Annotated in this window: 18 protein-coding genes and 2 pseudogenes; 10 read left to right on the plus strand and 10 right to left on the minus strand. The window is 59.5% G+C overall.

Going from position 1 to position 21151, the window contains the following annotated elements:
- Nucleotides 1–351: 351 nt before the first annotated feature.
- The 5 genes from AWB74_RS40220 to AWB74_RS40240 all read right to left on the minus strand — a co-directional run bounded on the left by AWB74_RS40220 (nt 352) and on the right by AWB74_RS40240 (nt 6444).
- Nucleotides 352–846: a hypothetical protein gene (locus AWB74_RS40220; protein WP_061152126.1), complete on the minus strand. Its 495-nt coding sequence runs from the start codon at nt 844–846 to the stop codon at nt 352–354.
- A 77-nt stretch (nt 847–923) separates the two neighbouring features.
- On the minus strand, nt 924–1412 hold the full coding sequence (locus AWB74_RS40225; RefSeq protein ID WP_061152142.1) for a hypothetical protein: 489 nt from the start codon (nt 1410–1412) through the stop codon (nt 924–926).
- Nucleotides 1405–3729, minus strand: coding sequence for a hypothetical protein (locus tag AWB74_RS40230; protein WP_061152127.1), 2325 nt, complete (start codon nt 3727–3729; stop codon nt 1405–1407). The genes AWB74_RS40225 and AWB74_RS40230 overlap by 8 nt, the downstream gene beginning before the upstream one ends.
- Entirely contained in the window at nt 3729–5324 is a 1596-nt protein-coding gene (locus AWB74_RS40235) for a site-specific integrase (RefSeq protein WP_235024877.1), read from the minus strand. The genes AWB74_RS40230 and AWB74_RS40235 overlap by 1 nt, the downstream gene beginning before the upstream one ends.
- Nucleotides 5269–6444: a site-specific integrase gene (locus AWB74_RS40240; RefSeq protein ID WP_235024878.1), complete on the minus strand. Its 1176-nt coding sequence runs from the start codon at nt 6442–6444 to the stop codon at nt 5269–5271. Before AWB74_RS40240 ends, AWB74_RS40235 begins: the two co-directional genes overlap by 56 nt.
- A gap of 265 nt (nt 6445–6709) precedes the next feature.
- Here AWB74_RS40240 and AWB74_RS40245 point away from each other — a divergent pair, with 265 nt between their 5' ends.
- The 3 genes from AWB74_RS40245 to AWB74_RS40255 all read left to right on the plus strand — a co-directional run bounded on the left by AWB74_RS40245 (nt 6710) and on the right by AWB74_RS40255 (nt 8422).
- On the plus strand, nt 6710–7726 hold the full coding sequence (locus AWB74_RS40245; protein WP_061152129.1) for a DNA-binding protein: 1017 nt from the start codon (nt 6710–6712) through the stop codon (nt 7724–7726).
- A 72-nt stretch (nt 7727–7798) separates the two neighbouring features.
- Nucleotides 7799–8074: a hypothetical protein gene (locus AWB74_RS40250; protein WP_061152130.1), complete on the plus strand. Its 276-nt coding sequence runs from the start codon at nt 7799–7801 to the stop codon at nt 8072–8074.
- 69 nt (nt 8075–8143) lie between these two features.
- On the plus strand, nt 8144–8422 hold the full coding sequence (locus AWB74_RS40255) for an HU family DNA-binding protein (protein ID WP_061152131.1): 279 nt from the start codon (nt 8144–8146) through the stop codon (nt 8420–8422).
- A gap of 85 nt (nt 8423–8507) precedes the next feature.
- Here AWB74_RS40255 and AWB74_RS40260 read toward each other — a convergent pair whose 3' ends face one another.
- Nucleotides 8508–8795 carry a hypothetical protein gene (locus AWB74_RS40260; RefSeq protein WP_235024879.1) on the minus strand — a complete coding sequence of 96 codons (288 nt, stop codon included), beginning with the start codon at nt 8793–8795 and terminating at the stop codon, nt 8508–8510.
- Between the two features lie 15 nt (nt 8796–8810).
- On the opposite strand from AWB74_RS40260, the gene AWB74_RS40265 reads away from it, so the two are divergent.
- Both AWB74_RS40265 and AWB74_RS40270 read left to right on the plus strand, forming a co-directional pair.
- Nucleotides 8811–9254, plus strand: a complete 444-nt coding sequence (locus tag AWB74_RS40265) for an SET domain-containing protein (RefSeq protein WP_061152133.1) — start codon at nt 8811–8813, stop codon at nt 9252–9254.
- Nucleotides 9255–9403: 149 nt separating this feature from the next.
- Nucleotides 9404–10294: a hypothetical protein gene (locus tag AWB74_RS40270; protein ID WP_061152144.1), complete on the plus strand. Its 891-nt coding sequence runs from the start codon at nt 9404–9406 to the stop codon at nt 10292–10294.
- 550 nt (nt 10295–10844) lie between these two features.
- Here the strand turns inward: AWB74_RS40270 and AWB74_RS46070 are convergent.
- Nucleotides 10845–11585: a hypothetical protein gene (locus AWB74_RS46070; RefSeq protein ID WP_143749444.1), complete on the minus strand. Its 741-nt coding sequence runs from the start codon at nt 11583–11585 to the stop codon at nt 10845–10847.
- Between the two features lie 98 nt (nt 11586–11683).
- Between AWB74_RS46070 and AWB74_RS49085 the strand changes: the two are divergent.
- A pseudogene (locus tag AWB74_RS49085) lies at nt 11684–11854 on the plus strand (hypothetical protein); the annotation flags it as partial.
- 646 nt (nt 11855–12500) lie between these two features.
- Nucleotides 12501–13205, plus strand: a complete 705-nt coding sequence (locus AWB74_RS40290; protein ID WP_061152137.1) for a glutathione S-transferase family protein — start codon at nt 12501–12503, stop codon at nt 13203–13205.
- A 1140-nt stretch (nt 13206–14345) separates the two neighbouring features.
- Here AWB74_RS40290 and AWB74_RS40295 read toward each other — a convergent pair.
- Both AWB74_RS40295 and AWB74_RS40300 read right to left on the minus strand, forming a co-directional pair.
- Nucleotides 14346–15090 (minus strand): annotated as a pseudogene (locus tag AWB74_RS40295) (substrate-binding domain-containing protein).
- Between the two features lie 47 nt (nt 15091–15137).
- A complete protein-coding gene (locus AWB74_RS40300; protein ID WP_061152138.1) occupies nt 15138–15425 on the minus strand; it encodes a hypothetical protein in 288 nt (95 codons plus the stop codon).
- 614 nt (nt 15426–16039) lie between these two features.
- Between AWB74_RS40300 and AWB74_RS40305 the strand changes: the two genes are divergently transcribed.
- Nucleotides 16040–17026 (plus strand): S1 family peptidase, encoded by a 987-nt coding sequence (locus AWB74_RS40305; RefSeq protein WP_087039479.1) that lies wholly within the window; start codon nt 16040–16042, stop codon nt 17024–17026.
- Nucleotides 17027–17341: 315 nt separating this feature from the next.
- A complete protein-coding gene (locus AWB74_RS40310) occupies nt 17342–18403 on the plus strand; it encodes an IS630 family transposase (RefSeq protein ID WP_061152139.1) in 1062 nt (353 codons plus the stop codon).
- 706 nt (nt 18404–19109) lie between these two features.
- On the opposite strand, the gene AWB74_RS40315 is transcribed toward AWB74_RS40310, so the two are convergent.
- Nucleotides 19110–19316 (minus strand): hypothetical protein, encoded by a 207-nt coding sequence (locus AWB74_RS40315; protein WP_061152140.1) that lies wholly within the window; start codon nt 19314–19316, stop codon nt 19110–19112.
- A 481-nt stretch (nt 19317–19797) separates the two neighbouring features.
- On the opposite strand from AWB74_RS40315, the gene AWB74_RS40320 reads away from it, so the two are divergent.
- Nucleotides 19798–20928 carry an IS110 family RNA-guided transposase gene (locus AWB74_RS40320; protein WP_061152141.1) on the plus strand — a complete coding sequence of 377 codons (1131 nt, stop codon included), beginning with the start codon at nt 19798–19800 and terminating at the stop codon, nt 20926–20928.
- The last annotated feature ends 223 nt before the right edge of the window (nt 20929–21151 follow it).

The following is a 21151-nucleotide window of genomic DNA, read 5'->3' on the forward strand; positions in this document are numbered from 1 at the left end:
GGATGGCAAGCGTTTCGAGCGGCGCAGGCTGAAGTGCATGTGATATCGACGGGAGGGCGGGCATCAAGGTCACCTGATTTGTTTTCGCCATTTTAGCTAGCTAACATAGACAAACTTGGTAGATATGGCTTGCTGTTGCGTTGGTTTGGCTTTTCAGATTCGCTGTATTTTAAGGGGCAAAGCGGCCAAGTTATCCACAGGATGGCCTATCTTTTTTGGTTGCCTGTTGCGCGCCGCTGCGGCCGATTTTTGTTGCGTTACTCGCGGCGGAGCGACGCAACAGGATCTCTCTGCCATAACGGTCTTGTCGCCCGGCGTGTTGCGCTCATCTTCACGCAACGGCTCGCTAATTTATTTCTTCAGGTTGACGCCGAGACGCCACAGCACATCGATATTTGTGAGATAGACGGTGATGTTTTCGCGCGATGCGTGGATGATCGAATGTTTCTGACCATCGACTATATCAATCTGCGCTGACCACGGGTCTTCAAGGCTCTGGCAGACGTCGCTGATTCCGTCGCGATACTGTTCGAGCCGGTCCGCTTCCCAGTTTCGCACAACATCCGGTGCCAGAAGCACAGTCAGGATTCCTTTTCTTTCACCGATATACCTCACAGGGGGAAGCAGGCCTCTGATGTAAAGCACCAGGGCCGCGTCAATCACACGATCATCGTGGTCTTCATCCCAAATGACGGCGAAGTCGAGAAACGCACAGTGTTCGATCCGATTTAGCAACTCGTCGTGCCAGACCGGTGCCCGAAGCACGGAGTAATGGGTGCCACGGCCAAGGTTGCCAACCGGATGTGTCTCGTCGTACAGGGTCTGGAAGAAGTTGCAATAGGTCATCTGATGCTCCTTTCGGGAGGAACGCAGGTGTCCGCCGCAGACGCCGGCCATTTCGTGACCGGGAGATCCGTTAAGCGCTATCGCTTGATCTTTTTCCGACTTTCTTCTGGCGGGATGGCTGAGACCGGTGCAGCCGGCATCGCGTCGAAGTCCGCGAGCCTGTCACGGATCTCCCGGTGATGTTCATAGAACTTCGCCCACTTGTTCACGCCGCCCAGTTCCCCGACGGCGCGCAGCATGGCAAGGTGCGACGCGGTCAGCAATTGCACAATGGATTCGAGTTCTGCAATCCGTATATCTTTGTCGGCAAGCGATGCCGCAGTGTCGGCGCCGGACCGTCTGGCGACACGTGCGCGCCATTGTCGGTACTCAGCCTGACGCAGTTGATATTGAGCAAGCAGCCTGCTGCGCGACTCGCTGCGGGTAATCGACGATACTGCCTTGATAGACGGATGTAGCCGTGCAATGGCGCGCGCCGTGATGTTTTCGTCATCCGCCAGCAGCGTTTCGAGAATCTCGCGCATCTGGTCGTCGCTGGACGATGTTGTCTCGTCAGGCTTACTCATCAAGTACTCCACGTTCCCGGGGCACCGAGAGATCCGGGCCATCGGGGAAGGGGCGCTCGCCGGGCGGTGTTGCAAGAAGTTTCTGAATGCCGTCGAGCCGCTTCTCGGCGTGTTCAAGCTGGTTCTGCCAGCCGATACTGGTCGATGCTCTGGCCTTGATGGTTTCAAGGGCGGACTTGAACTTGGCCTCGAGCCGGATCAGGTTCTGCCGGTTCTCTGGCAGATCGGTGGCCGACAGGTGGCGGCAATCCGCAAAGCATTCGAGATGTTTGGGGCACGGGTCGACCGTAAAGGAATTCAGGCAATGTCCGTACGGAGTGGCATGGAATCCGTCGGCTTCGGCGCGCAGGTATTCATACGCGGCGGCGTCGCCCTCGGTCGCCTCGATACGCTTGAACGTATCGACGATCGGGCCGCTAGCCTTGCCCCTCTTGATGAGCCGTGCAACGGTACTGGCCTTCTCGCCAAGCATGATCTCGATGTCCTGCGGGAGTGCGATCTGATCGAGATCTTCGATGAGGCTACGATGGTCATACTCGTGACTCTGCGCAATGCTGCGTCGGTTGAAGCGTTTCGAGATGATCGTGTCGGCCACGCCCAGCCGGAACAACTCGGTGTTTTGAAGATGACGTAGCATGTGTGACTCAATCTTCAAGGCCCGGTCTGCGTCCGTCTGTCCGTATTTTTTGAAGAGTGACGGAATTTGCTGCTGGTCACCGAGTGCGAGACCGACGAAGCGAGGGGTAGGGCGACCGACCGACATGATCCGGGCAACGTCGCACAAACCATCGTTGCGCTCCTCTACAACAGACCGCTTCGGTTGAACGAACAGAAGTTCCCACGGCTGCACGACGCCGATACCAAGCCGCAGCGGCGTTGTGTCTGATACCTTGGTTTGGCTCGTTGCGCGAACATGATCCTCCAACTCGCCAACATGAAGAAAGGTGTTATGCCAGACCATGCGATCCCGAACTCCCAATACCTTTCCGTCCGCTTGCCGGAACCGCAACGCAGTCTCCCCGGTGCGCATCCTCTCGAGCATGCGTTTACCGAACTGATACACCGCCATATCTAGCGTGACGGGACTGTGCTCGGGTCTTTCTGTCTGATGTCGATGCACTTCAGTCAGCACGTCGGGATCGAAGTCATCCCGATAGCGATCGATAAATGGCTTGTGCTCAATGTTCAGCCAGAACGGGTTGCCCGTCAGTCGCACGTAGGCGTGCGTGAACGGTACGAGATCATTGACCCCGTACCACGGTAGCAAGCGGCCTGTTTCGCATTGCCGTTTCAGCGTCGCTCGCAATGGCTCGGTCAAACGCTCAACGCGCTCAAGCGTCTGCGTCAGCGTCGCCCGGAACATGTCTGGAACCGGCTGCGTTGCCTCATGGAGGAGTCGGCTATCGGATTCGTCATCCTGCTGCTTTTCGGCGAAGTGGCGGACCATCAAGGCCGTCGAGATGCCCCCAGACTCTCCGGCTGGCCGTCCTTTCGCATCCAGGTAGCTGCGCTCCCGCTTCCAGTCAACAGGCAATAGGGCGGCTTCGCCCGCGCGCATGCCGGTTACGATCATCGTGCGGATGACAGCGAACCGCAGATCGTCCATGAACGTGAGCGGCTTTTCGGTCATTACGATACGAGTTAGCTCCCAGAACGCTCGCCGCGCGGGTAACCGTTCTTTGCGTTTGCGATCTTCGAGATCAGCACGCAACTCATCCTCTGACCACGTCTGCCTCGCCCTGGTCACAGTCGTCATTTTCATGCGAGGCAAAGCGAGGGATGTGTATAAGGGACCCGCATCACAAATGTGTTGGACGTCGAGTACAACCTTGACCGCTCCGATCACCAGATCGCCCAGCTGTCCTTTGGCTTGGATCGCCGCGCCCACGCGTATCGCTAGACGAAGATCATCGACAGTCAGTTGCCACGGTTCCTTTTCCACGCATGACGCGATTACCCGCAGCGGACGCGTGATGCACGACATGACGTATTGCGCGGTATTTCGCCGCAACAGAAGCTGCTCGACCGCAGCAGACTTGATTAAGTTCTGCCACGCGACGGTCAGCGGCCCTTGTGTCAATGGCGCCACGCCGGCCTCGACGCGCCCGGCGTTGACGATCGCCAACGCCTTCCGATCAGGGCCCAGGTCTTTCAAATAGAAGCGCGGTGGCGGCACATCGCCCGCAATGGCAGTAAGGTTCCAGCCGACGCCGTCTTGTGCTGCACCCGCCTCATCAAGTGGTATTTCCCAGGCTATCTCCTTTTGTCGAGCGAGGGCTTTCCCGAGCTCGATGAAGGCGGCGTAGTGGGGGTTCATCAGTCGTCGACCTCCAACTCGTCAATGACTGTCTGTATTTCGGCGATCGTGCGCTGCAGTTGGAGGTAGGCTGGCGACCGGGTCTCCCCGCGGGAGCTCCGCACGAAGAACACGACCACCTCGCGCATTGAGGCCAGCACGTTCTCGTGGATCGCCTTGTCATGCAGGGGCATGAACTTCCTGCATCCGTAGCACGATGTTATGGGATTATAGGGGCACGCGAGCTGTCCCGACGTGCAACCGCCAATGCCTGCAATTGGTATGCCGTGAGGCACGCCAGCGATCTGTTGGTCACCCTTGAGTTGGGCGAGTTCTTCCGGGGAGATGAAGCGGTCGTGCGCGATCCTTGCCACCCGCCGATAGATGTCCGAAGCGCCGAGCGCGCGGTTGACGCGTTCCGCGTGAGAGGCTGAGGTTCTGAAGTACACTAGACCGGAGGGCACGAGTGAGTGCCCCATGAACTCGGCGAGCTCTTCGTGGCTCGCGCCAGCGTCGACCATGCGCTGGGCGGCGGTATGCCGCAGATCGTTTGCGCTACCACGGGATTGGGAGCTAATCAGCCGGCGAACAAGCGCGGCGATGCGAGCGCCGGCCTCATAGTTCGACTGGACATTAAAGAAGTGAGTGTTATCACGGGTCCCGTCTGATCGCCGCCACTCTTCGAGTACAACAAACAGAGGCGCCCATTCACGCTTGACCCCGCGCGTCAGAGGTAGCCGCTTCGCTTTGCTTTGCTGCTTGGCCATGTGGAACGTCAGGTGCACAGTTGGCGACCCGTCCCGCGCGTCGGACCAGATGCGGACGTCTCGCATACGCAGCATCGCAATCTGGATGGGGCGCATCGCGAACTGGTAGGCGCACAGCAACATGCCGGTGTCGCGGATTTCCTCGCGGGGAACCTGTGCGCCGGATGTAAGGGCTGTGACGGTTTCGTCCAGGTGTCGCACAATCGCAGCTTCCTCATCCGCGCTCAAAAAAACATCTCCCGAGTGGACGCCAGCATAGGGATTTTGGGCCGGCAAGGGGAGAGCATCGGTAATGTAGGCGCTGTAGGAGTTAGACCAGCCTTGGAGGCGGTAGCAGCACAGAAGCCGAAGCAGTGACTTTGCCGCGATGTACGTCGAATGAGGCATCTCCCGCGCGCGCAATGCCGCCCAGACGAACCTGATTTTCCAGGGGCCTGCGCGCACGATGCCGGTGATGTCTTCCCGTGTCAGGTACGCCGCCGAAATCAGATAACCCGTTGCCGTGGACACGGCGAGATCCATGCCCAAGAGATACAGGAAGACGTGCTTTAGCAGCAGAGCGTGCTTTTCCTCGTACCGTGTGAAGTCAACTTTCACCGTCCGGCCACAGATTTTCAGATCAAACACCATCATCCGTTCCGGATGACGAATTGAATAATGGGTGTCATCAAATTCGTCGCGGTAGCGGATAACGGGCGGCAAGGCCGGCAACGCTGCCACGACGCAATCGATACTGTCACCGATAGCTGATGGATCCGGATGCGGGCTTCTTGGACTGTGCGGTTGCCGCATATCAACCCCGAAGCGGTAAGGCGCGCAGCAGTGCAACCCGGTCATCGAAGGCGTCATTCCAGACACCGGCCAGTCTGTCCTCAAACACGGCGCGTGCGTACCGGGACGGCATCGAGGATGTTCTGGACCAGCCAAAGAACACTCGCATTTTCTGGAGCGCCTCGTCCATGGGGTCGCCCTGCTCAAGCAGTTGATTCAACCGCATCGCGGCACTCGTGTGCCTCAAGTCATGAGGTGTTATCGCTTCCTTGCCTGTGCGGTCTTTGAGCTCCGAGAGCACATGATCCGGCAGGCTGCGGGATACGAGCACGAATGCTTTTGTCAGTGTCTCCGTCGACAAGGGGGTGTCGAACTGTGAATTCAGCAAGTACGAGTGAGAGGGGCGGCCGCGGTAGTTCTCCACGTAACGTTGGACCACACGGGCTGTCAGCTCGCTAACAGGAATTTGCCGAAGCGAATGCACGTTCTTGATGGAGGGCTTCGAATAGCGAGGATCAACCTCCGAATCTTCGTATCGGTTTTGCGCGACGTTGATCCAATACCGCGTCCGATGCTGCCCACGGTCATACGCACTTTTCACTGCATCAGCCGGCAGGAGCAATGCTTCCCCTCGGCGAAGTCCTTGATGCAGCATCAGCACAAAGGCAACGAAGATGCGCCAACGCGTCGGCGCACGGGTGAATGGATTGTGGTGGGAGTCCGGGTCAAGCAGGCGGTACAGTGCTTCAACGGTGCTGGCAGGCAACGAACGCACCGTGTCCACGGAGTTATCTCGGCGGACATGAAGCTGACTGTAAAGAGCTGCAAGCCGGTGCAGCCGTGCCTCGATGCGTCTCATCCGGTCATCGTTGGCCTCACTCTTCGAGATCCACGCGACCACGGACAATACGAATTCGAGACCTGTCTGCCAGCGCTTCTCGTCGGCGCCTGTTACCACAGGCTGATTGCGGATTGAAACAAACCACGACTCGAGAATGTCAGCCAGCGCTTCGTCGTTCAGCGTTCCAAGCGCATCGTCCAGCGCATTCGGGCCAACACCGAGACCAGCCGCATGTTGGTAAAGGTTTTCCAGATATCGGAGTTTCTTTGTATGCGTAGACACTGCCAGTTTGGATGACGACATCGCCGACCAGACGGCAGCCCAATACCGTGGCAATCCAATGCCATCAAGCAGCATCGGACCGCGAAGCGACGGCGGAACCGTAGCGCCATTCAGTTGTAGAAACACAGAGATCGTCCGTGCGAACCGCAACGACCAAAACTACCAACATCACATGATGATGTTGTGACGGAAAGCGCCGATCCACTCGCACGAACGCAACAGATCCGTATATACCAGTCCTAGACATTATAGGATTAATGTCAAATCCATTGCCAAGTGGCGTTAGGATTAAAGCGAAATACGTTGTATTATGAGTGCTCTGATTGCTCCTTCGACGTCCATGTCCGACGTTCTCTCCGATGAAGCCCGCCTGGCGACCGACATCGACCGCCTGAAAGCGGAATTTCCCAAGACGCGCGAGCTCTACCGCGAAGTGTGCGCGCTGCTGTTCTTCCGCTTTGGCGTGCCGCCGACCGCCAATCGCCTCTACAACCTGGTGCGCCGCGGCACCATGAGCACGCCGGCGTCGGTGCTCAGCGAGTTCTGGGCGGAATTGCGCGAGAAGAGCCGGGTGCGCATTGAGCATCCGGACTTACCGGCCGATCTCAGCGAGGCGGCCGGCGAGCTGATTGGCACGTTGTGGACGCGCGCGAGCACGTCGGCACAGGCCGAACTGACGGCGCTGCGCGAGGAGGTCGAGGCGCAGCGGGCCGACGCGGAGCAAAAGGTCGTGGCGGCACGCGATGAACTCGGACGCACGGAGACCGCGCTCGAACAGCGCACCGCCGCGCTGCTGGCTGCGCAGGTCGAGATTCGGGAGCTCGAGCGGCAGCAGGCTGAGGAGGCCGCCACGCGCACGGCACTTGAAGCGCAGATCAAGCGTCTCGGCGAACAGGCCGCTGTCTGGGAGCGAGAGCTGGAGAAGGTGCGCGACACGTTTTCGCGTGATCTGGAGAAACTCCGGGAAACGGCCCATCGGGCCGAGGAGCGCTTACGCGCGACGGAAAAGCGAGCCCTGCTGGAAATCGATCGCGAACGCAGCGCGGCGGCCAAGGTTCAGAAAGAACTGGCCGAGGCGGCCAAGCGCGCCGACAAGCGCGAGGCCGAACATCGTCGCACCGTCGAGGCGCTCCAGGAGCAGCAGGGCGATGCCCGGCATCAAACCGGGGTGCTGCAAGGCAAGCTCGCCGCGCTCGAAGCGGCCCACAAGTCACTTCAAGCGCAGTTGAAGTCGCTGCGCGGAACCTCGCGCCCTCCGCCGCGGCGCGCGCCCACGGCAGAATCCAGTTCCCCAGTCAGGCGAGCCGCGCGAAAGTCAGCCGTTAGCAAAACGGCGAGGGCGAAAGCTCGAACATAGATAATGACCGGATGGCGCCATCCATGACCGGTTGGCGCTCCAGTCGCGCCGACGGTCAAAAGGAGTGAACAGGTGAGAAGATCGGCAGAGAACAAGTTGAGGGTTGTGGCGGTGCGCATCGACCCGGTCATCGAACAGCGGTTGCGCGTGCTGGCAGAGGCCTCGGGGCGCAAGCAATCGTTCTTCCTGCAGCGGATGATCGAGGAAGGCATCGACGCGATGGAAGAAACCTGGCTGTCGCCGGACACGCTGGCCAAAGTTCGAAAGGGTCACTTGCCCGAGTTGCTCGCTGCCCACAGCACGACCTCGGATCTGTTCGACCTGGATGCGACCGATGCTGCCTCGTAGCAGCGGCGGTCGCATGTTTTCGTAGCGGTTCGGTAAGATCGCATTCGTTTTCAATGGAGAGGGGATTCAATGAACAAGCAGGAACTGATCGACGCGGTTGCGTCGGCGTCGGGTACAAGCAAGACCGCCGCCGAAGAGGCGATCAATGCGGTGTTTGAGACGATTTCGAAAACGGTGGCCGCGGGCGATACCGTGCAGCTGATTGGCTTTGGATCGTTCGGTTCCGGCGAACGCGCCGCGCGAACCGGTCGAAATCCGCAGACCGGTGAGACGATCGAGATTGCAGCGGCCAAGACGGTAAAGTTCACCGCCGGGAAGAGTTTTAAGGACGCCGTCAACCAGGCGTGAGCGCAACGACGACCGGGTGACCCGCGACGGCCGCAGGTGGCCAGTTTGCCGTCGGATCACCCGTTCGACGGTCACGCTCGGTCAGTCAGAAAAGCTGAGTCTCGAGCGGTATGAGGTTCACCCATTTCACCGCGGTGCGGCGCTCCTGTCCGTCCGGGTGAATGGAGCGAATCATGACGCGTTGTCCGCGGGCTTCGCCCAGAACTTCCGCAACCCGGTCTTCATAGCGCACCAGGGTGCCGCGCGCCGGCTTGCGTTTGAGTTTCGTGCGACGAGGTGGAGCGGACATTTCTTGACAGACTGGCATGCGATGATGCGATGATGCGATGATGCCTGTCGTCACCTCAGCGCAGATATTTTCGTTCCTTCTCACGCCAGAGTCTTAACTATGCGCCGCATTGCAGTCCGTCACTCGCCCATTCATGGTCGTGGTGTGTTCGCCGCAGCGACCATCTCGGTGGGTGATCTGATCCTCGAGTACAAAGGCGAGATCATCTCGGCGAAAGAGGCACAGCGCCGGTATGAACGGTCGGCCGCTGAAGACGGACATACTTTCTTTTTCGGGCTCGACGACGGACGCATGATCGATGGCGCACAAGGCGGAAACTCCGCGCGTTGGATTAATCATAGTTGCGCGCCCAACTGTGAAGCCGAACAGGAAGGCGACCGGATCTTCATCCGGGCGACACGCAAGATTGAGGAAGGCGCAGAGGTCTTCATCGATTACGCGCTGGATATCGAAGGGCGCCGAACGGCGGCGCTCAAGCGCCTCTACGCTTGTCGGTGTGGTGCTGGCCGTTGTCGAGGCACGATGCTGGATGCGCGTCGGTAGCGTACTTGTTGTGAGGCGCGCCTGGCACACGGTGGTCCATGAAAAGCCTGCCGAAAGCACCGGCAACCGCTTCCTCGACGCGTTGAAATGAATTAGCCTGATCGCTCTTCATCGACACATTCCTGAGTGCGACGACGATGCAGCAAAGCATGCAACAGCTCGATATATTTGCCGACAGCCGCGACGTGGTACTGCGCAATGACGTCGTGGAGCACTTGCAGCGTCGCCATGCGGTGGACGCGCGAGCCGCACTGACGCAGCTCGCCAGCGAATACCCTGACGACAGCGCGCTGCCTGCGATGACGGTGCTTGTTTGCGAACTCGAGCACGGTTCCAGCCTTCCACTGACCGACCACGCGGAGCTGGCCGCGGTCCGGCGACACCTCGAGGAGGATGTGATGCCTGCCGCCCAACGGGTGCTGCCCACACAGGACGTTCATGCGTGGTCGACACCGTGCTGGCGCTCGCTCGCCCAGCGCGCTGCACCACTGGTGTTCTGCGGGACTCACACCGAAAGCCACGCCGCGCCGCTATGGCTTCGCGCAGGGGACTGGGCGGCGGCCACTGACGCCGTCAACACGATCGAATCGTGGTGGCGCATCCCGTCGCCACTCGCCTGGATGACCGAAGCGCGCTATCGAGCGGCCGGCCTCGATGCGGCGTGGCCGCTGTTTGCAGAATTGGCGTGGCTGGCGCCGTCACGGTTCGCCCCATTGATTGCCGGGCTTCGGGACGCTTCGCTCGATGCGCTGCGTCGGCGCTTCGATGCTGACTTTCCTGGCACAGGCGAAAATGAGGACTATGCGTGGTGCCCGGCCTGGCTCATGATCGTCAAGCCGGCGCTGGCGAGTCGGCTGGGCGAGGCGCGCGTGCAGCGAGATGTGCCGGCGTCGCGTGCCACGGCCTTGCTCGGGGAGATCTTGCGTCGTGAACATGAAGGCGACCAGCACGAGCTGGTGGCTTTACGCGAAGACCTCAGCCGGCTGCATGTGGGCCTGTTTGACGCCTACATGGCAACACGGAAAGTGCAGCATCGATGACCGGGTCCGTTCGCGCCACCGGCTTTACTTCCGAGTGGTCGCTGGGGATTTTTTGTCGGAGGGAAACACAAACACGCGGGGCGATGTCGCCGGTAGCGTTGCTTCTGCCTGCTCGAGCGCTTGCGAGACCAGAGGATCCTTCGTATCAAGCGGATCACTTGAATTCGGTACGGCGTGGCCTTTGGCAGGATCCTGATGCTTCTGCGTCAACGACTCGATCAGGTGCGCGAACCCTCGTAGTCCATGCGGTGATGTCAAAGGTTCCAATGCGGTCGCCCGTGGGATGTCGAAGGCCCATAGTAATACGCCAAGGTGATGGTGGGTCTCTTGGCCAGCCGTTGCTTTGCTGACACGGAAGAATTCCGTGCGCAGGGTCCATTGTCAATCAATCACGGCTGTGCGCCAGATGCTGAGGCGGGGCTGGATGGCAGCGACGTCTCAAACTGAAGTCCTCGCTCGATCAGCATGGGCGTGAGCAGGTTTGGTCGAAGGCGGCCGAACTTTGATTGGGTTGGGCGTCGCGCTTGTCGATTTTTCTTCGGGCGGCTTTTCATGCTTCGCCCGGTTCCCTGCCCACGTCGTTGAAGTCGTCCCTCGGGTCATCGCCGACCAGATCTTCGAGTTCAAGTTCGTCAATGAACTCGTCAAGCGATACATCGACGATGTTCTCAGGGAAGGATTCGAGCGTGTCGAGCCATTCTTCCACGGCCGTGCCCTTTTCGCCGTCTTTCCAGTCGTCCGAACGCTCGACGTAGGCTTTTTCGAGTGCCCGGTACACATTCTCGAAATCCGCGCGCACATCGCTGCCCTTCTGATTGTAGTCATCGACCGCAGCCTGAAGCGTCGCGCGGGCGGAGACGAGTGCTTCATTGAACACGCCCACCGCGTTTCCCAGTCGGACGCGCTGCGCGCTTAGGATATCGAGCCCCTCTTCCATGCGCTTGAGGTCCGCTGCTTTGATCTTGAATGTCATGGTTGTTTGATGGTGGCGAAGGTTTATTTCCAACGCTGTCGGACTGAGGTGTGTCCTGCATAACATTAGCTTAAGGGACGCCGCGCTACGATCGTGTGAGCAAAAACGACGCGAACGTTCATGAATCAATACTTCACCACTCGGCAGGGCGCGATTCGTCGCCTCGTGGCGATCAAGCGCGAGGGAACCGAGGCGTTTCGTGCGACTGTAATCGGTAGGCAGAGTGATGGCAGCGAAGTCTTCGGGCTCGAACAAGTGCTGCTGCATCTGCGGGTCGGGCGCATCGCGTATTTCTCGTGCGGAGATTCGTGCGACCACGACATCGTCTTCGTCAGCTAGACGACGGCGTTGCGCTGCCGGACGTCACGCCGTGCCTTTCGCCTCGGGGCCGCGTTACCTGTCCCTTCAGCACCGACACCGGTGAAAAGCTGTGGGAAGCGCGGTTGCCCGCTGGCCGACAGGCGACCCAGATGACTTACGAAGCGAACGGCAAGCAATACGGGCTAACCGCGGCGGGCGGCCACGGCTCGTTCCTGACGAAGCTCGGCGATTCCGTCATCGCGTATCCGCTGCCGGACAAGCATTGACCGCGACTCGTCCCCCTTGGCCAGTCGATCAGGCGGGCCAATAAAACCTGGCGGGTCGTGTGCTCGTCGAGGGTTCCTGCTCGATCAGTTCGATCCTTCCGTGTTCGTTTTCGCCGACTGATCTTTTCCTGACTCGGTTGCCGATCCGTCCGTTTCGTCGAGCGTCTTGTCGATTTTTCTTTGTCGCCTCAATCGAGCGCTTCGCGAGCTGGAGTTTCTATTCTGTGCTCGCCAGTTGGAGTCGTTGCGCTGTTTCGGGCCTGATACGTAATAGCCTCGCTGAGGTGACCATTCAAGCGCCTAACTCTCTGCGTAGGCAGTCGCGTCCTCGCGCGCGTCGAATCCCGCGAGATCGCCCGTCGTGAAGATCTGGCTCTCGCTGCCGTTTTCCGCAGGCGTGGTGATTCTCACGTGCTCCATTCTCTCGCCGTCGGAGCGGCGCAGCGCGAAGTCGATCGATGTCAAAGGTTGAGGAGGTGAGGCTTGTGCGAGTGCGCCGGCTAACATTCGATCGAGCGCGACGGCGGTCGTGCTTCCTCACGCCAGCATTGCTCGGAACTAGTAGCCCTTCCGATCCGCTTCTGCGCATAAAAGATCGTTCGATCTAAAATGACGCGATATCGGCCACGACACGGAGAGCATCCCCATGATCGAGTTCTACTTTCACCCGACGCCCAATCCCGCGAAGATCGCGCTCTTCCTCGAAGAATCCGGGCTGCCATATGAACTGAAGCCGGTGGACACCAGCAAGGGCGAGCAGCATACGGCCGAGTACCGTGCGATCAACCCGAACGGCAAGGTGCCCGCCATCGTGGACACGGAAGGGCCGGGCGGCAAGCCGGCTGTTGTGTTCGACTCCACCGCGATCCTGCTTTATCTGGCAGAGAAAACTGGTCAGTTTGCCGGCGCGCCGGAAGATCGCCCGCAGCTTCTTTCGTGGCTGATGTTCGTAGCGAGTGGGCTCGGACCGTATTCCGGTCAGGCGGTGCACTTCCAGTACGCGGCGCCCGAAGGGCTCGACTATGCGGTGAATCGTTATCGGCGAGAGGCGGATCGTCACTATCAAGTGTTGAACGACAGGCTCAATGGCCGCGAATACATCGTGGGCGATAGCTTTACGATCGCGGACATGTCGGCGTGGGGCTGGGTCGATCGGGCATCGCGCGTGTTCAAGTCGAGTGAGGATCCGCTCGGGCCATATCCGGAACTCAAGCGCTGGTTCGCGAAGATCGACGCGCGACCCGCCGTCGAACGCGCGCGCGCCATGAATAAGAAGCATGCGTTCAAGACGGTCAACGACGATGAGACGAAGCGTGCGTTGTTCCCGTCCAACTACCCGAAGACGGCGTAAGGAAGAGGACCTGCAGCATGCCGCGTCCGCGTGGTTCGATGAGGAGGCCGCGCTTGACGCGGCCACTGTGCAGTTCCGGTCGCACGGTTATGAAGCGACCTCCGTTAGCGATCTCGCCGCAACGATGGGCCTCACGGCCGAGAGCCAATACAACGCTTTAGCGACAAGCGCGCGGTCTAGGAACGCGCGCTCAAATGACACGTCGAGCCCGGCTTTCGCGACCGCGTGGGGCGTATCGAACATCACTCGCGGCCGCGCGGTGCGATCGCCGCAGTGGCCGCGCGGTGCGATCGCCGCAGTCTTCGACGAGATCTTCCAACTTTCCGAGAAAGGTCCGCCTCGCAAGGGATGCCTCATTCGACCCAAGCAAGTTGCCACCTATGATGGTGGCGAACGGCTGCCGCATCTCATCCCGCGCGCAGGAAACTGTCGGTGGCGGCTTGATTCAGCTTTCCGTCCGCATCGCGAGTGTACGAGTCCATCGGATCGCCTAATGCCCGACACCGCATCGCACACCGCCGCGATAGGGCCCGGCACGAGGTGATAGCAAGATACCGCCGCGAAGCCCACCGTTAGCCGCCCAGCTTCGCCGCCTTCGTCGAAAGTCGCAGGATGCAAACGGCGTCCTCGCTGCGGCTGTTGCGCTCAAAGAGCACGGCATCGAGCGCCTATTTGAGTGTCCAAATCGGCCGCGAGGGCGGCGTCTGCGTCATGAACAGCGCGCGGCGGCATGCCAGAAGTGCAGTTCCTCCGCGACGGCGAGGAACATCGGAAGCAATTCGGCTCAATGATTGTTGTTATGCGGGTTTCACTAGGCCGTAGAGCGGGCCATTTCGTGATTACATGTCCTTCTCCAGCGCGCATTTGCCACGAGCCCGTCGCTTTCACCTACGAGACTGCTCGAAATCGCTTGCTGCGTCATATGCTGGCGATACCTGCGAGAATCATTCTGTTCACGCCGTCAAGGCAAATTATCTCGCAACACGATACTGAACCGCACAGGCTGAACCCCGTCCATTGCATCCTGCTTCCTGCGTACGTTGTGGAATATCTTCAGGCTGTTGCCGACCATCGACTGCGGCGTTAGCGTGATAAGCGCGTCCATCGTTCCGTCGATGAGCAGCGCGCGCGTGTCGGGCGTCAGTCCATGACCGACGAACAGGACTTCTGTTTCGTCTTTGCCTCGAGGATCGCGCGGGCCACGCCGTCCGATCCGCCGCCGCTGTTGTAGATGCCCGCGAGATCGGGATGCTGCTGCAGCAGCTTACGCGTCTGCATATAGTTGCGCTCGCCGTCATCGTGACCTTCGCGCAGACCGATCACGCGTAGTTGCGGGAAGGTCGATTCGATCAGATGCAGAAAGCCGATCTCGCGCTCCTCGCGCTCGCGATAGTTGAGGCTGCCCCCCAGCATCGCGATCCTGCCCGCGGGACGCGGTCCCCATGAAACGGCCGAGCAGAAGCCCCGCCGTGCGCCCCGCGGAACGATTGTCGATGCCCACATATGCAAGCCTGCGCGCATTCGATAAATCGGAAATCAGCGTAATCGCAGGCACACCCTGATCTGCGAGTGTATTCAGGGCGTCGCGTACGACCGGATGCTCCAGTGCCATGAACACGAGACCGTCGGCGCGCTGACCGTATTGGAGCAGCCGCGCGGCCAGTTCCTCGGGATTGAAGCTCTCGACATAATGCACGCGGCACTTCATCTGCTGCGCGGTCCACTGGTTGTGCGCGAACTCGATGTTACCGACTGAGCACGGAGGAGCGCTAGCCGCGCCTTTTCGGAATTGCTTCGATGTCCGCTCGACGTCACGAGATTTGTAAATGGTGGCCATCGGCCACAAGCTAAGGGCTATCGCGCCATGTGCCCGGCTCAGCGGCATCCCAGGTCGTTTCGATGTAACAGGAGTAAAAGACAGCACGCTGTTACTCACATATCAGCGATCGAGGCGCCTCCCACCTTTCCATCGACGACGTCTTCACCTAGTTGACGAGCAGCCCGTCGAGCAACACCGAAGTCCGCGAAGACGTCTTCCCGCTCCAGCTTAAAAACGCGGCTTGCGCCGGTCTCGCCCGATGTGTCAGGACGACAGATGCGAATCGCAACGTCGTAGCCTTCGGCGTTTCGTGCACGTCTGTCGAGGCGGTCAGACGCGCGGGCGAAAACGAGGGGGTGCAGTTCGAAGCCTTTGTAGAGGAGAGGGGGACTTGCTGGCATGGGTGCTCCTCGGTATGAGGCTTTACTATACCCGCAAATTCCGAGACCGCAGCGGATTCATTGTCCTCAGGTCAAACGCTCGACCCGCGGCACATGTCCAGTGATTCGTCCAGTGTCCAAACTTCAATATGGACCGTTCAATTCAAGCGAACAGTATTCTGACGGTTAGGTGTGACGCTTAGATATCTTCACCAGATTGCAAACGTCTAGGCTGGCGTTGTCTGCGGGACGACGATTTTTCTGTACAACGCCCCTAAAGCGCGTAGCATGGTCGGTGCTCCTGCACGGTCCGCTACGGGTCTGGTGTCACCGCCTCTGCTATTCCTCCTGTCCGCCGAATGGCACTTTCCGCAAAAAGAGCCATCCCGCCGTCGCTGTGTCCGAAACTTGCGGCGGTGCCATGTACATACCCGCCGGCCGTGAATATATCCGATGACAACGCCATCTAGTCCGTAGGTCGCTTCCCGACTTCGTTTGCTGTTTGTCGGCATCGCGCCGAGTAACCGGGATTCGCTCACAACGATGACGAAGGCTTCGAACTGGGGTTCGTAGCAGCCGTTCAGATGAGGATGCGGCGACCCCGATGAGTCTTTCATTTTCGGCAGAGAACTAGCATGAGCCAACGTTTGCTTCAACTCTATTCAAGTTCCAACGGAGACGCATGGTTCCTTCGCCGCGACGAGGGTGGGCTTCCTGTTGTTCGGCATGTGTCGAACGCTGCCTCGGGTGGGACGACTTCGGAACTCACGGTCGAGCAATTTCTCGCATCAGACGCATGCGGCCCGGAGCACGACGCATTGCTTGAGCATATCGCCAGCCTGATACCAGCCGGTCAATTCGCCGGACTTGATAAGCCGCTTAGTCAGCAAGCGGTCGAACCACTGCTCCTTACCGCGACACGCGTATGCACCTTCGCGCAGCAGCAGCGGCTCACAAATGCGAGCGGATTCTTCTTCAAGCGCGGCGAGCGACTATTTCTCGTGACCAGTCGCCACGTCCTGATCGACGAACCCAGCCAGCATTTCCCGGATCGACTGGAGTTCGAACTTCACGTTGACGTCGCGAACCTTGGCGCGTCCGAATGGTTTTCGGTTCCGCTGTACTCAGCAGGGCAGAGTGTTTGGCGTCAGGGGACCGATGATGGTGGTGAGATCGACGTCGCCATCATCGAGATCGACCGAAGCGCTTTACCGCAAGGCGCGCGCTATTACGCTTTCGGGCCGGAAAATTTAGCGCGGCCGAGGGAAGTGACACGGATCGGGGCATCGCTATTGATCGTCGGCTTTCCGCTGGGGTTCCATGACTCATTGCATCATCTTCCGGTCGTGAGGCAAGGCGTGTTGGCCTCGGCGTTTGGCCTTCGGTTTCAGGGTAAGGGGTGCTTTGTTACCGACGCGCGGACGCATCGCGGTACGAGCGGGGCGCCAGTCGTGATGAGCGCCGGTCCGGGAGAGAAAGGGCCTAACAATCTGCCGTGGGTGCTTCTGGGCGTGCATTCATCGACCATCGATATGGGCACGAGAGACCTGCAGTTGGACGAGTCGCTGGGGCTCAACAGCGCTTGGTACGCGGACATCCTGATGACCTTGACCGATCGCTAGGCCGGCGCGGGTCATCTCCCTGAATCGCGGGCGAGTTGCGTTGAATCGGGTCAAAATAGGGGAGAACAGAGGGGCTCGCGCGAACTCGAAACCGGTCATTTGCAGCTTCTAACTTCACTCTCCCGCATCAGTATTCACCGCCTCTCATTACGCTGGTCGGTTACATGACCAAGTGCTTGATTGCCGTGTCGAACTGGCGCTGATAATGCGCCTCCCGCATCAAGTATCGAGAAAAGGCAGAAGCGCGTCGCAGAAGCACCACGAGGCGGTAACTAGTGCAATGCATCATTGAATTGGCACCCCAGGTGTGTTCAGATGCAGGTCATGGGAAAAATGAATCTGACCGATACCGAACGCGAGCAACTGCTGTCGGCGGCGCGCAGCCGAACGGTGCGTGCGGCGGACGTACGACGCGCGAAGTTGATCCTGATGCTCGAGGACGGCGAATCGCGCGACAGCATCATGCGCACACTGGGTTGCGACTCGCGCTTCATCGCGCGCTGGTCGGGGCGCTTTCTTAGCGAGCGACTGTCTGGCATGTACGCCCGACATCCCGGGCGCGCTCCCGAGCAGCCGCCAGCCAGACTTGAGGCGCGTGTGCTCAACCGCACTCTCAAGCACAAACCCGCCGACGGCTCGACACACTGGAGCAGCTATAAGCTTGCGGCAGAGCTCGGCGACGTGTCGGTCTCGACCGTGCAGCGCATCTGGCGCAAGCATGGGGTCAAGCCGCAGCAGTTGGAGCGGCACATGGTCTCCAACGACCCGGACTTCGAGGCCAAAGCAGCCGACGTGATCGGGCTTTACCTGAACCCGCCGGCGCACGCAGCCGTGTTCTGTGTGGACGAGAAGACCGCGATTCAGGCACTCGACCGCAAGGACCGGATGCTGCCGCTGTCGCCGGGGCGCGCCGAGAGTCACGGCTTCGAGTACAAGCGCAACGGCACGCTCAGCCTCTTCGCGGCGTTCAATACTGCGACCGGCGAGGTGCTGGGCAAAACAGCGCCGCGCCACACCAGCGAACAGTTTGTGGCCTTCCTGATCGACGTCGTGGCCAGCCAGCCCAAACGCAGGGAAATCCATGTCATCTGTGACAACGTGAGTAGCCATAAGACGGAGCGGGTGGCCACCTTCCTCAACGCGCATCGCAACGTACGTCTGCACTTCACGCCGACCTACTCGTCGTGGCTTAACCAAGTGGAAAACTGGTTCTCGCGCATCCAACGTGATGTGATCGCCCGGGGCATCTTCACTTCAGTAAAGGATCTGAATCGCAAACTCATGCACTACATCCGCGAGCACAACAAAAATCCTAAGCCGATCAAGTGGAAGTATGACGATCCTTCACGTCGAATCCGCCAGGTGCCAAATCAATGACGCAGTCGACTAGGCGGTACTCGACGCGGGCGCCCGAGTCATTTGGCGTGAGGATTACTCGCAAAGGCAACAGGCTGTGACGCCGCCAACTTGGCATCGTGGCACTGATCGATGCCACTGAAAATCGAAGTTGTGCAGCACTTTAACCGCCGAATGGAACTCACTCGTCACCCTTTTTTGGTCGCAACGTCGACGATGCAAAACAGATTACCCTGAAGTGCTTCGCTGTCGCCATCTAACGAACCGTCGGATCCAAAGACGGGTTCAAGACATACACGCATCACCTGGATATGGCAACCTTTGCTTCTAATCTAGTGGCGAAAAGAAGTTCACCAGCCACGCGCAAGACGGGCCGACTGAACGGAAGGCTCCGTCTGTTGAAGTGATCCGCGGCCGCTTTGACTACGCTTCACCAGCGCGTTTCGCAGGCGGCAGTGAGGGCGGAGGAGCTAAATACTGAAGCTATCGATCATTGGAGCACCGGTCTGTTGGGTAGTTCGACGAGACAGCGGGTACCTTCTACACAGCAATATCCATGTGTCCACCGTCAGCGTAAAGCTTAATCCAGCCCCCAGACTATTCGAAAATCTTTGTCAATCGCACGGCAACGTTCCCATGCGAGAGGGCTACTCGCCTAATTTCGCCCGGCGCCTGTCTTGGATAAGGCGCCAACGCTCTTCGAGGCTGGACGCCAGATCACCGACCGTCATTTCAGGATGTCCCCTGCCCAGATGTCAGCTAATTGTGTCTGCTCGGTGAAGGCTTCGATTAACGCGACGTCAGTGAATATCTCCCGCTCAACTTCGGTGAGTTCGTCGACGGAAACTCTCCTCGCGTTACACAGTGCGTCCATCGTATGAAGGGCAGCACTCAATGCGCGGGCAGCAACGCGGGTGTGCTTGTTTTTTGTCATGCATTTGTTTTCGGCGGTTCCCCCGAATACTTGAGGCTTTGCGCTCACAAAGGGAAATCGTCGACCCGCGCAAAATTTGGTCGAAACGGACTGCAAAGCGCCTGTGCCAGGCCTGTAGGTCCGGCGAGGCGCTGTCCAGTCGGCATTTTCTCAATTCACTGACCAATAGGAGGCTTTTCCGAAAAGCCACGCTTTTCTCCTTACTGCGTCATCTCAACAGCGATCGATTGTCGCGCAACCCGCACGCGAGGATGACTATCGGACGCAGTGGATCTCTTAAGTGACCGTGAACACGGGCGGTAACGATTGTTTGCTCGAGCTCAGCGGTAGTCGGCAAATGATGCCCCATCAGGTTAGTCAGTATGACTTCGTGAGACAAGGGCTGGCCTGCCGAGGGAATCAAACGCGGGTTAGCATCGCTGCCAGAGCCGCATGGTGTGCACGAGGGCGACACCCGGCGATTTCCAGCACGGAGGCCAGCATGGAACACGATAGCACGGTGTATGTCGGTCTGGATGTCCACAAGGAGTCGATCACGGTCGCGTACGCGCTCGGTTCGGGTGAGGTCGAGGTGCTCGGCAAGATCGGGACGACCAAGGCGGATATTGATCGCCTGTGCAAGCGCCTGCAGTCCAAAGCACGGCACATCCGCATTGTCTATGAGGCAGGCCCGTGCGGCTACGGACTTTACCGTCAGCTCATGCAGAAGGGATTCGACTGCATGGTGTGCGCGCCTTCACTGATTCCAAAGAAGCCAGGTGAGCGCGTCAAGACGGATCGACGCGATGCAGTGAAGCTTGTGCGTTCGCTGCGCGCAGGGGACCTGTCGCGCGTTTACGTGCCCACCGTGGATGACGAAGCATTCCGCGACCTGGCTCGCGCATGGGTTAGCGTCAAGGACGATCTAAAGCGTGCACGACAGCGCCTGAAGGGCTTTCTGCTGCTGCACGGAGTGGGCTATACAGGCCGGGCCGACTGGGGGCCATCGCATCGCCGCTGGCTGAGCGAGTTCGCGTTCGAGAGCGCGTGGCAACAGTTGGCGTTCGAGGAACATCGACGCACGATTGAGGACCGCCTCGCCCAATGCGAACGACTGGAGGCGGCATTGCGCGAGGCGGTCGTTAACTGGCGCTTCTATCCGGTCGTTCTCGCTTTGCAGACGATGCGCGGCGTGCAGTTCACCACGGCGGTGGGCCTGCTGGCCGAGCTGGGCGATCTCTCACGCTTCGATCATCCGCGTCAATTAATGGGCTGGCTGGGGGTGACGCCGTCCGAACACTCGTCAGGTGAGAAACGCCGTCAGGGAAGCATTACCAAGAACGGAAACGCTTATGCGAGAAAACTGCTGGTCGAAGCGGCCTGGAGCTACCAGCATCCCGCTCGAGTGAGTCCTGAGATCCAGCGGCGCCACGAAGGCATTCCCAAGCCCATTGTGGATCGCGCCTGGGACGCGCAGGTGCGCTTGTGCCGACGTTACCGGAAGCTGGTCGCGCGTGGCAAGCAGAAGAATGTCGCGGTAATCGCGGTCGCCCGTGAACTCAGCGGGTTCATCTGGGATATCAGCCGTCTTGCGATGTCGCTCGCCGTCAGGCAGGAGGCGCACACGACGTAATTGCACATCCGACACCTGAATCGCGCCTATCACCACGGGATAGTTTCCTGAAGGCGGCGTAGCCCGGCACACGAGTAACCCGCGACAATGCTACGCAACGGATTGACTCCGGACTTGCGAGGTTAGATAGCGGCAGGCTCATCAGGCGGAATGGAATGAACGCCCCCCACTGTGGCCGACGAGGAAATGCAGGAAGGTGGATCCTCGCGGGCCGACGGCATCA

This window comes from Caballeronia arvi, assembly GCF_001544695.2.
In the GTDB taxonomy this organism is placed as follows: Bacteria; Pseudomonadota; Gammaproteobacteria; order Burkholderiales; family Burkholderiaceae; genus Caballeronia; species Caballeronia arvi.

Excerpts from the sequence above, each read along its gene's own strand:
- AWB74_RS40220 (WP_061152126.1), bottom strand. The coding sequence starts at position 846 with ATGACCTATTGCAACTTCTTCCAGACCCTGTACGACGAGACACATCCG.
- AWB74_RS40225 (WP_061152142.1), bottom strand. The coding sequence starts at position 1,412 with ATGAGTAAGCCTGACGAGACAACATCGTCCAGCGACGACCAGATGCGC.
- AWB74_RS40230 (WP_061152127.1), bottom strand. The coding sequence starts at position 3,729 with ATGAACCCCCACTACGCCGCCTTCATCGAGCTCGGGAAAGCCCTCGCT.
- AWB74_RS40235 (WP_235024877.1), bottom strand. The coding sequence starts at position 5,324 with ATGACGCCTTCGATGACCGGGTTGCACTGCTGCGCGCCTTACCGCTTC.
- AWB74_RS40240 (WP_235024878.1), bottom strand. The coding sequence starts at position 6,444 with ATGCTGCTTGATGGCATTGGATTGCCACGGTATTGGGCTGCCGTCTGG.
- AWB74_RS40245 (WP_061152129.1), top strand. The coding sequence starts at position 6,710 with ATGTCCGACGTTCTCTCCGATGAAGCCCGCCTGGCGACCGACATCGAC.
- AWB74_RS40255 (WP_061152131.1), top strand. The coding sequence starts at position 8,144 with ATGAACAAGCAGGAACTGATCGACGCGGTTGCGTCGGCGTCGGGTACA.
- AWB74_RS40265 (WP_061152133.1), top strand. The coding sequence starts at position 8,811 with ATGCGCCGCATTGCAGTCCGTCACTCGCCCATTCATGGTCGTGGTGTG.
- AWB74_RS40270 (WP_061152144.1), top strand. The coding sequence starts at position 9,404 with ATGCAACAGCTCGATATATTTGCCGACAGCCGCGACGTGGTACTGCGC.
- AWB74_RS40290 (WP_061152137.1), top strand. The coding sequence starts at position 12,501 with ATGATCGAGTTCTACTTTCACCCGACGCCCAATCCCGCGAAGATCGCG.
- AWB74_RS40300 (WP_061152138.1), bottom strand. The coding sequence starts at position 15,425 with ATGCCAGCAAGTCCCCCTCTCCTCTACAAAGGCTTCGAACTGCACCCC.
- AWB74_RS40305 (WP_087039479.1), top strand. The coding sequence starts at position 16,040 with ATGAGCCAACGTTTGCTTCAACTCTATTCAAGTTCCAACGGAGACGCA.
- AWB74_RS40310 (WP_061152139.1), top strand. The coding sequence starts at position 17,342 with ATGCAGGTCATGGGAAAAATGAATCTGACCGATACCGAACGCGAGCAA.
- AWB74_RS40315 (WP_061152140.1), bottom strand. The coding sequence starts at position 19,316 with ATGACAAAAAACAAGCACACCCGCGTTGCTGCCCGCGCATTGAGTGCT.
- AWB74_RS40320 (WP_061152141.1), top strand. The coding sequence starts at position 19,798 with ATGGAACACGATAGCACGGTGTATGTCGGTCTGGATGTCCACAAGGAG.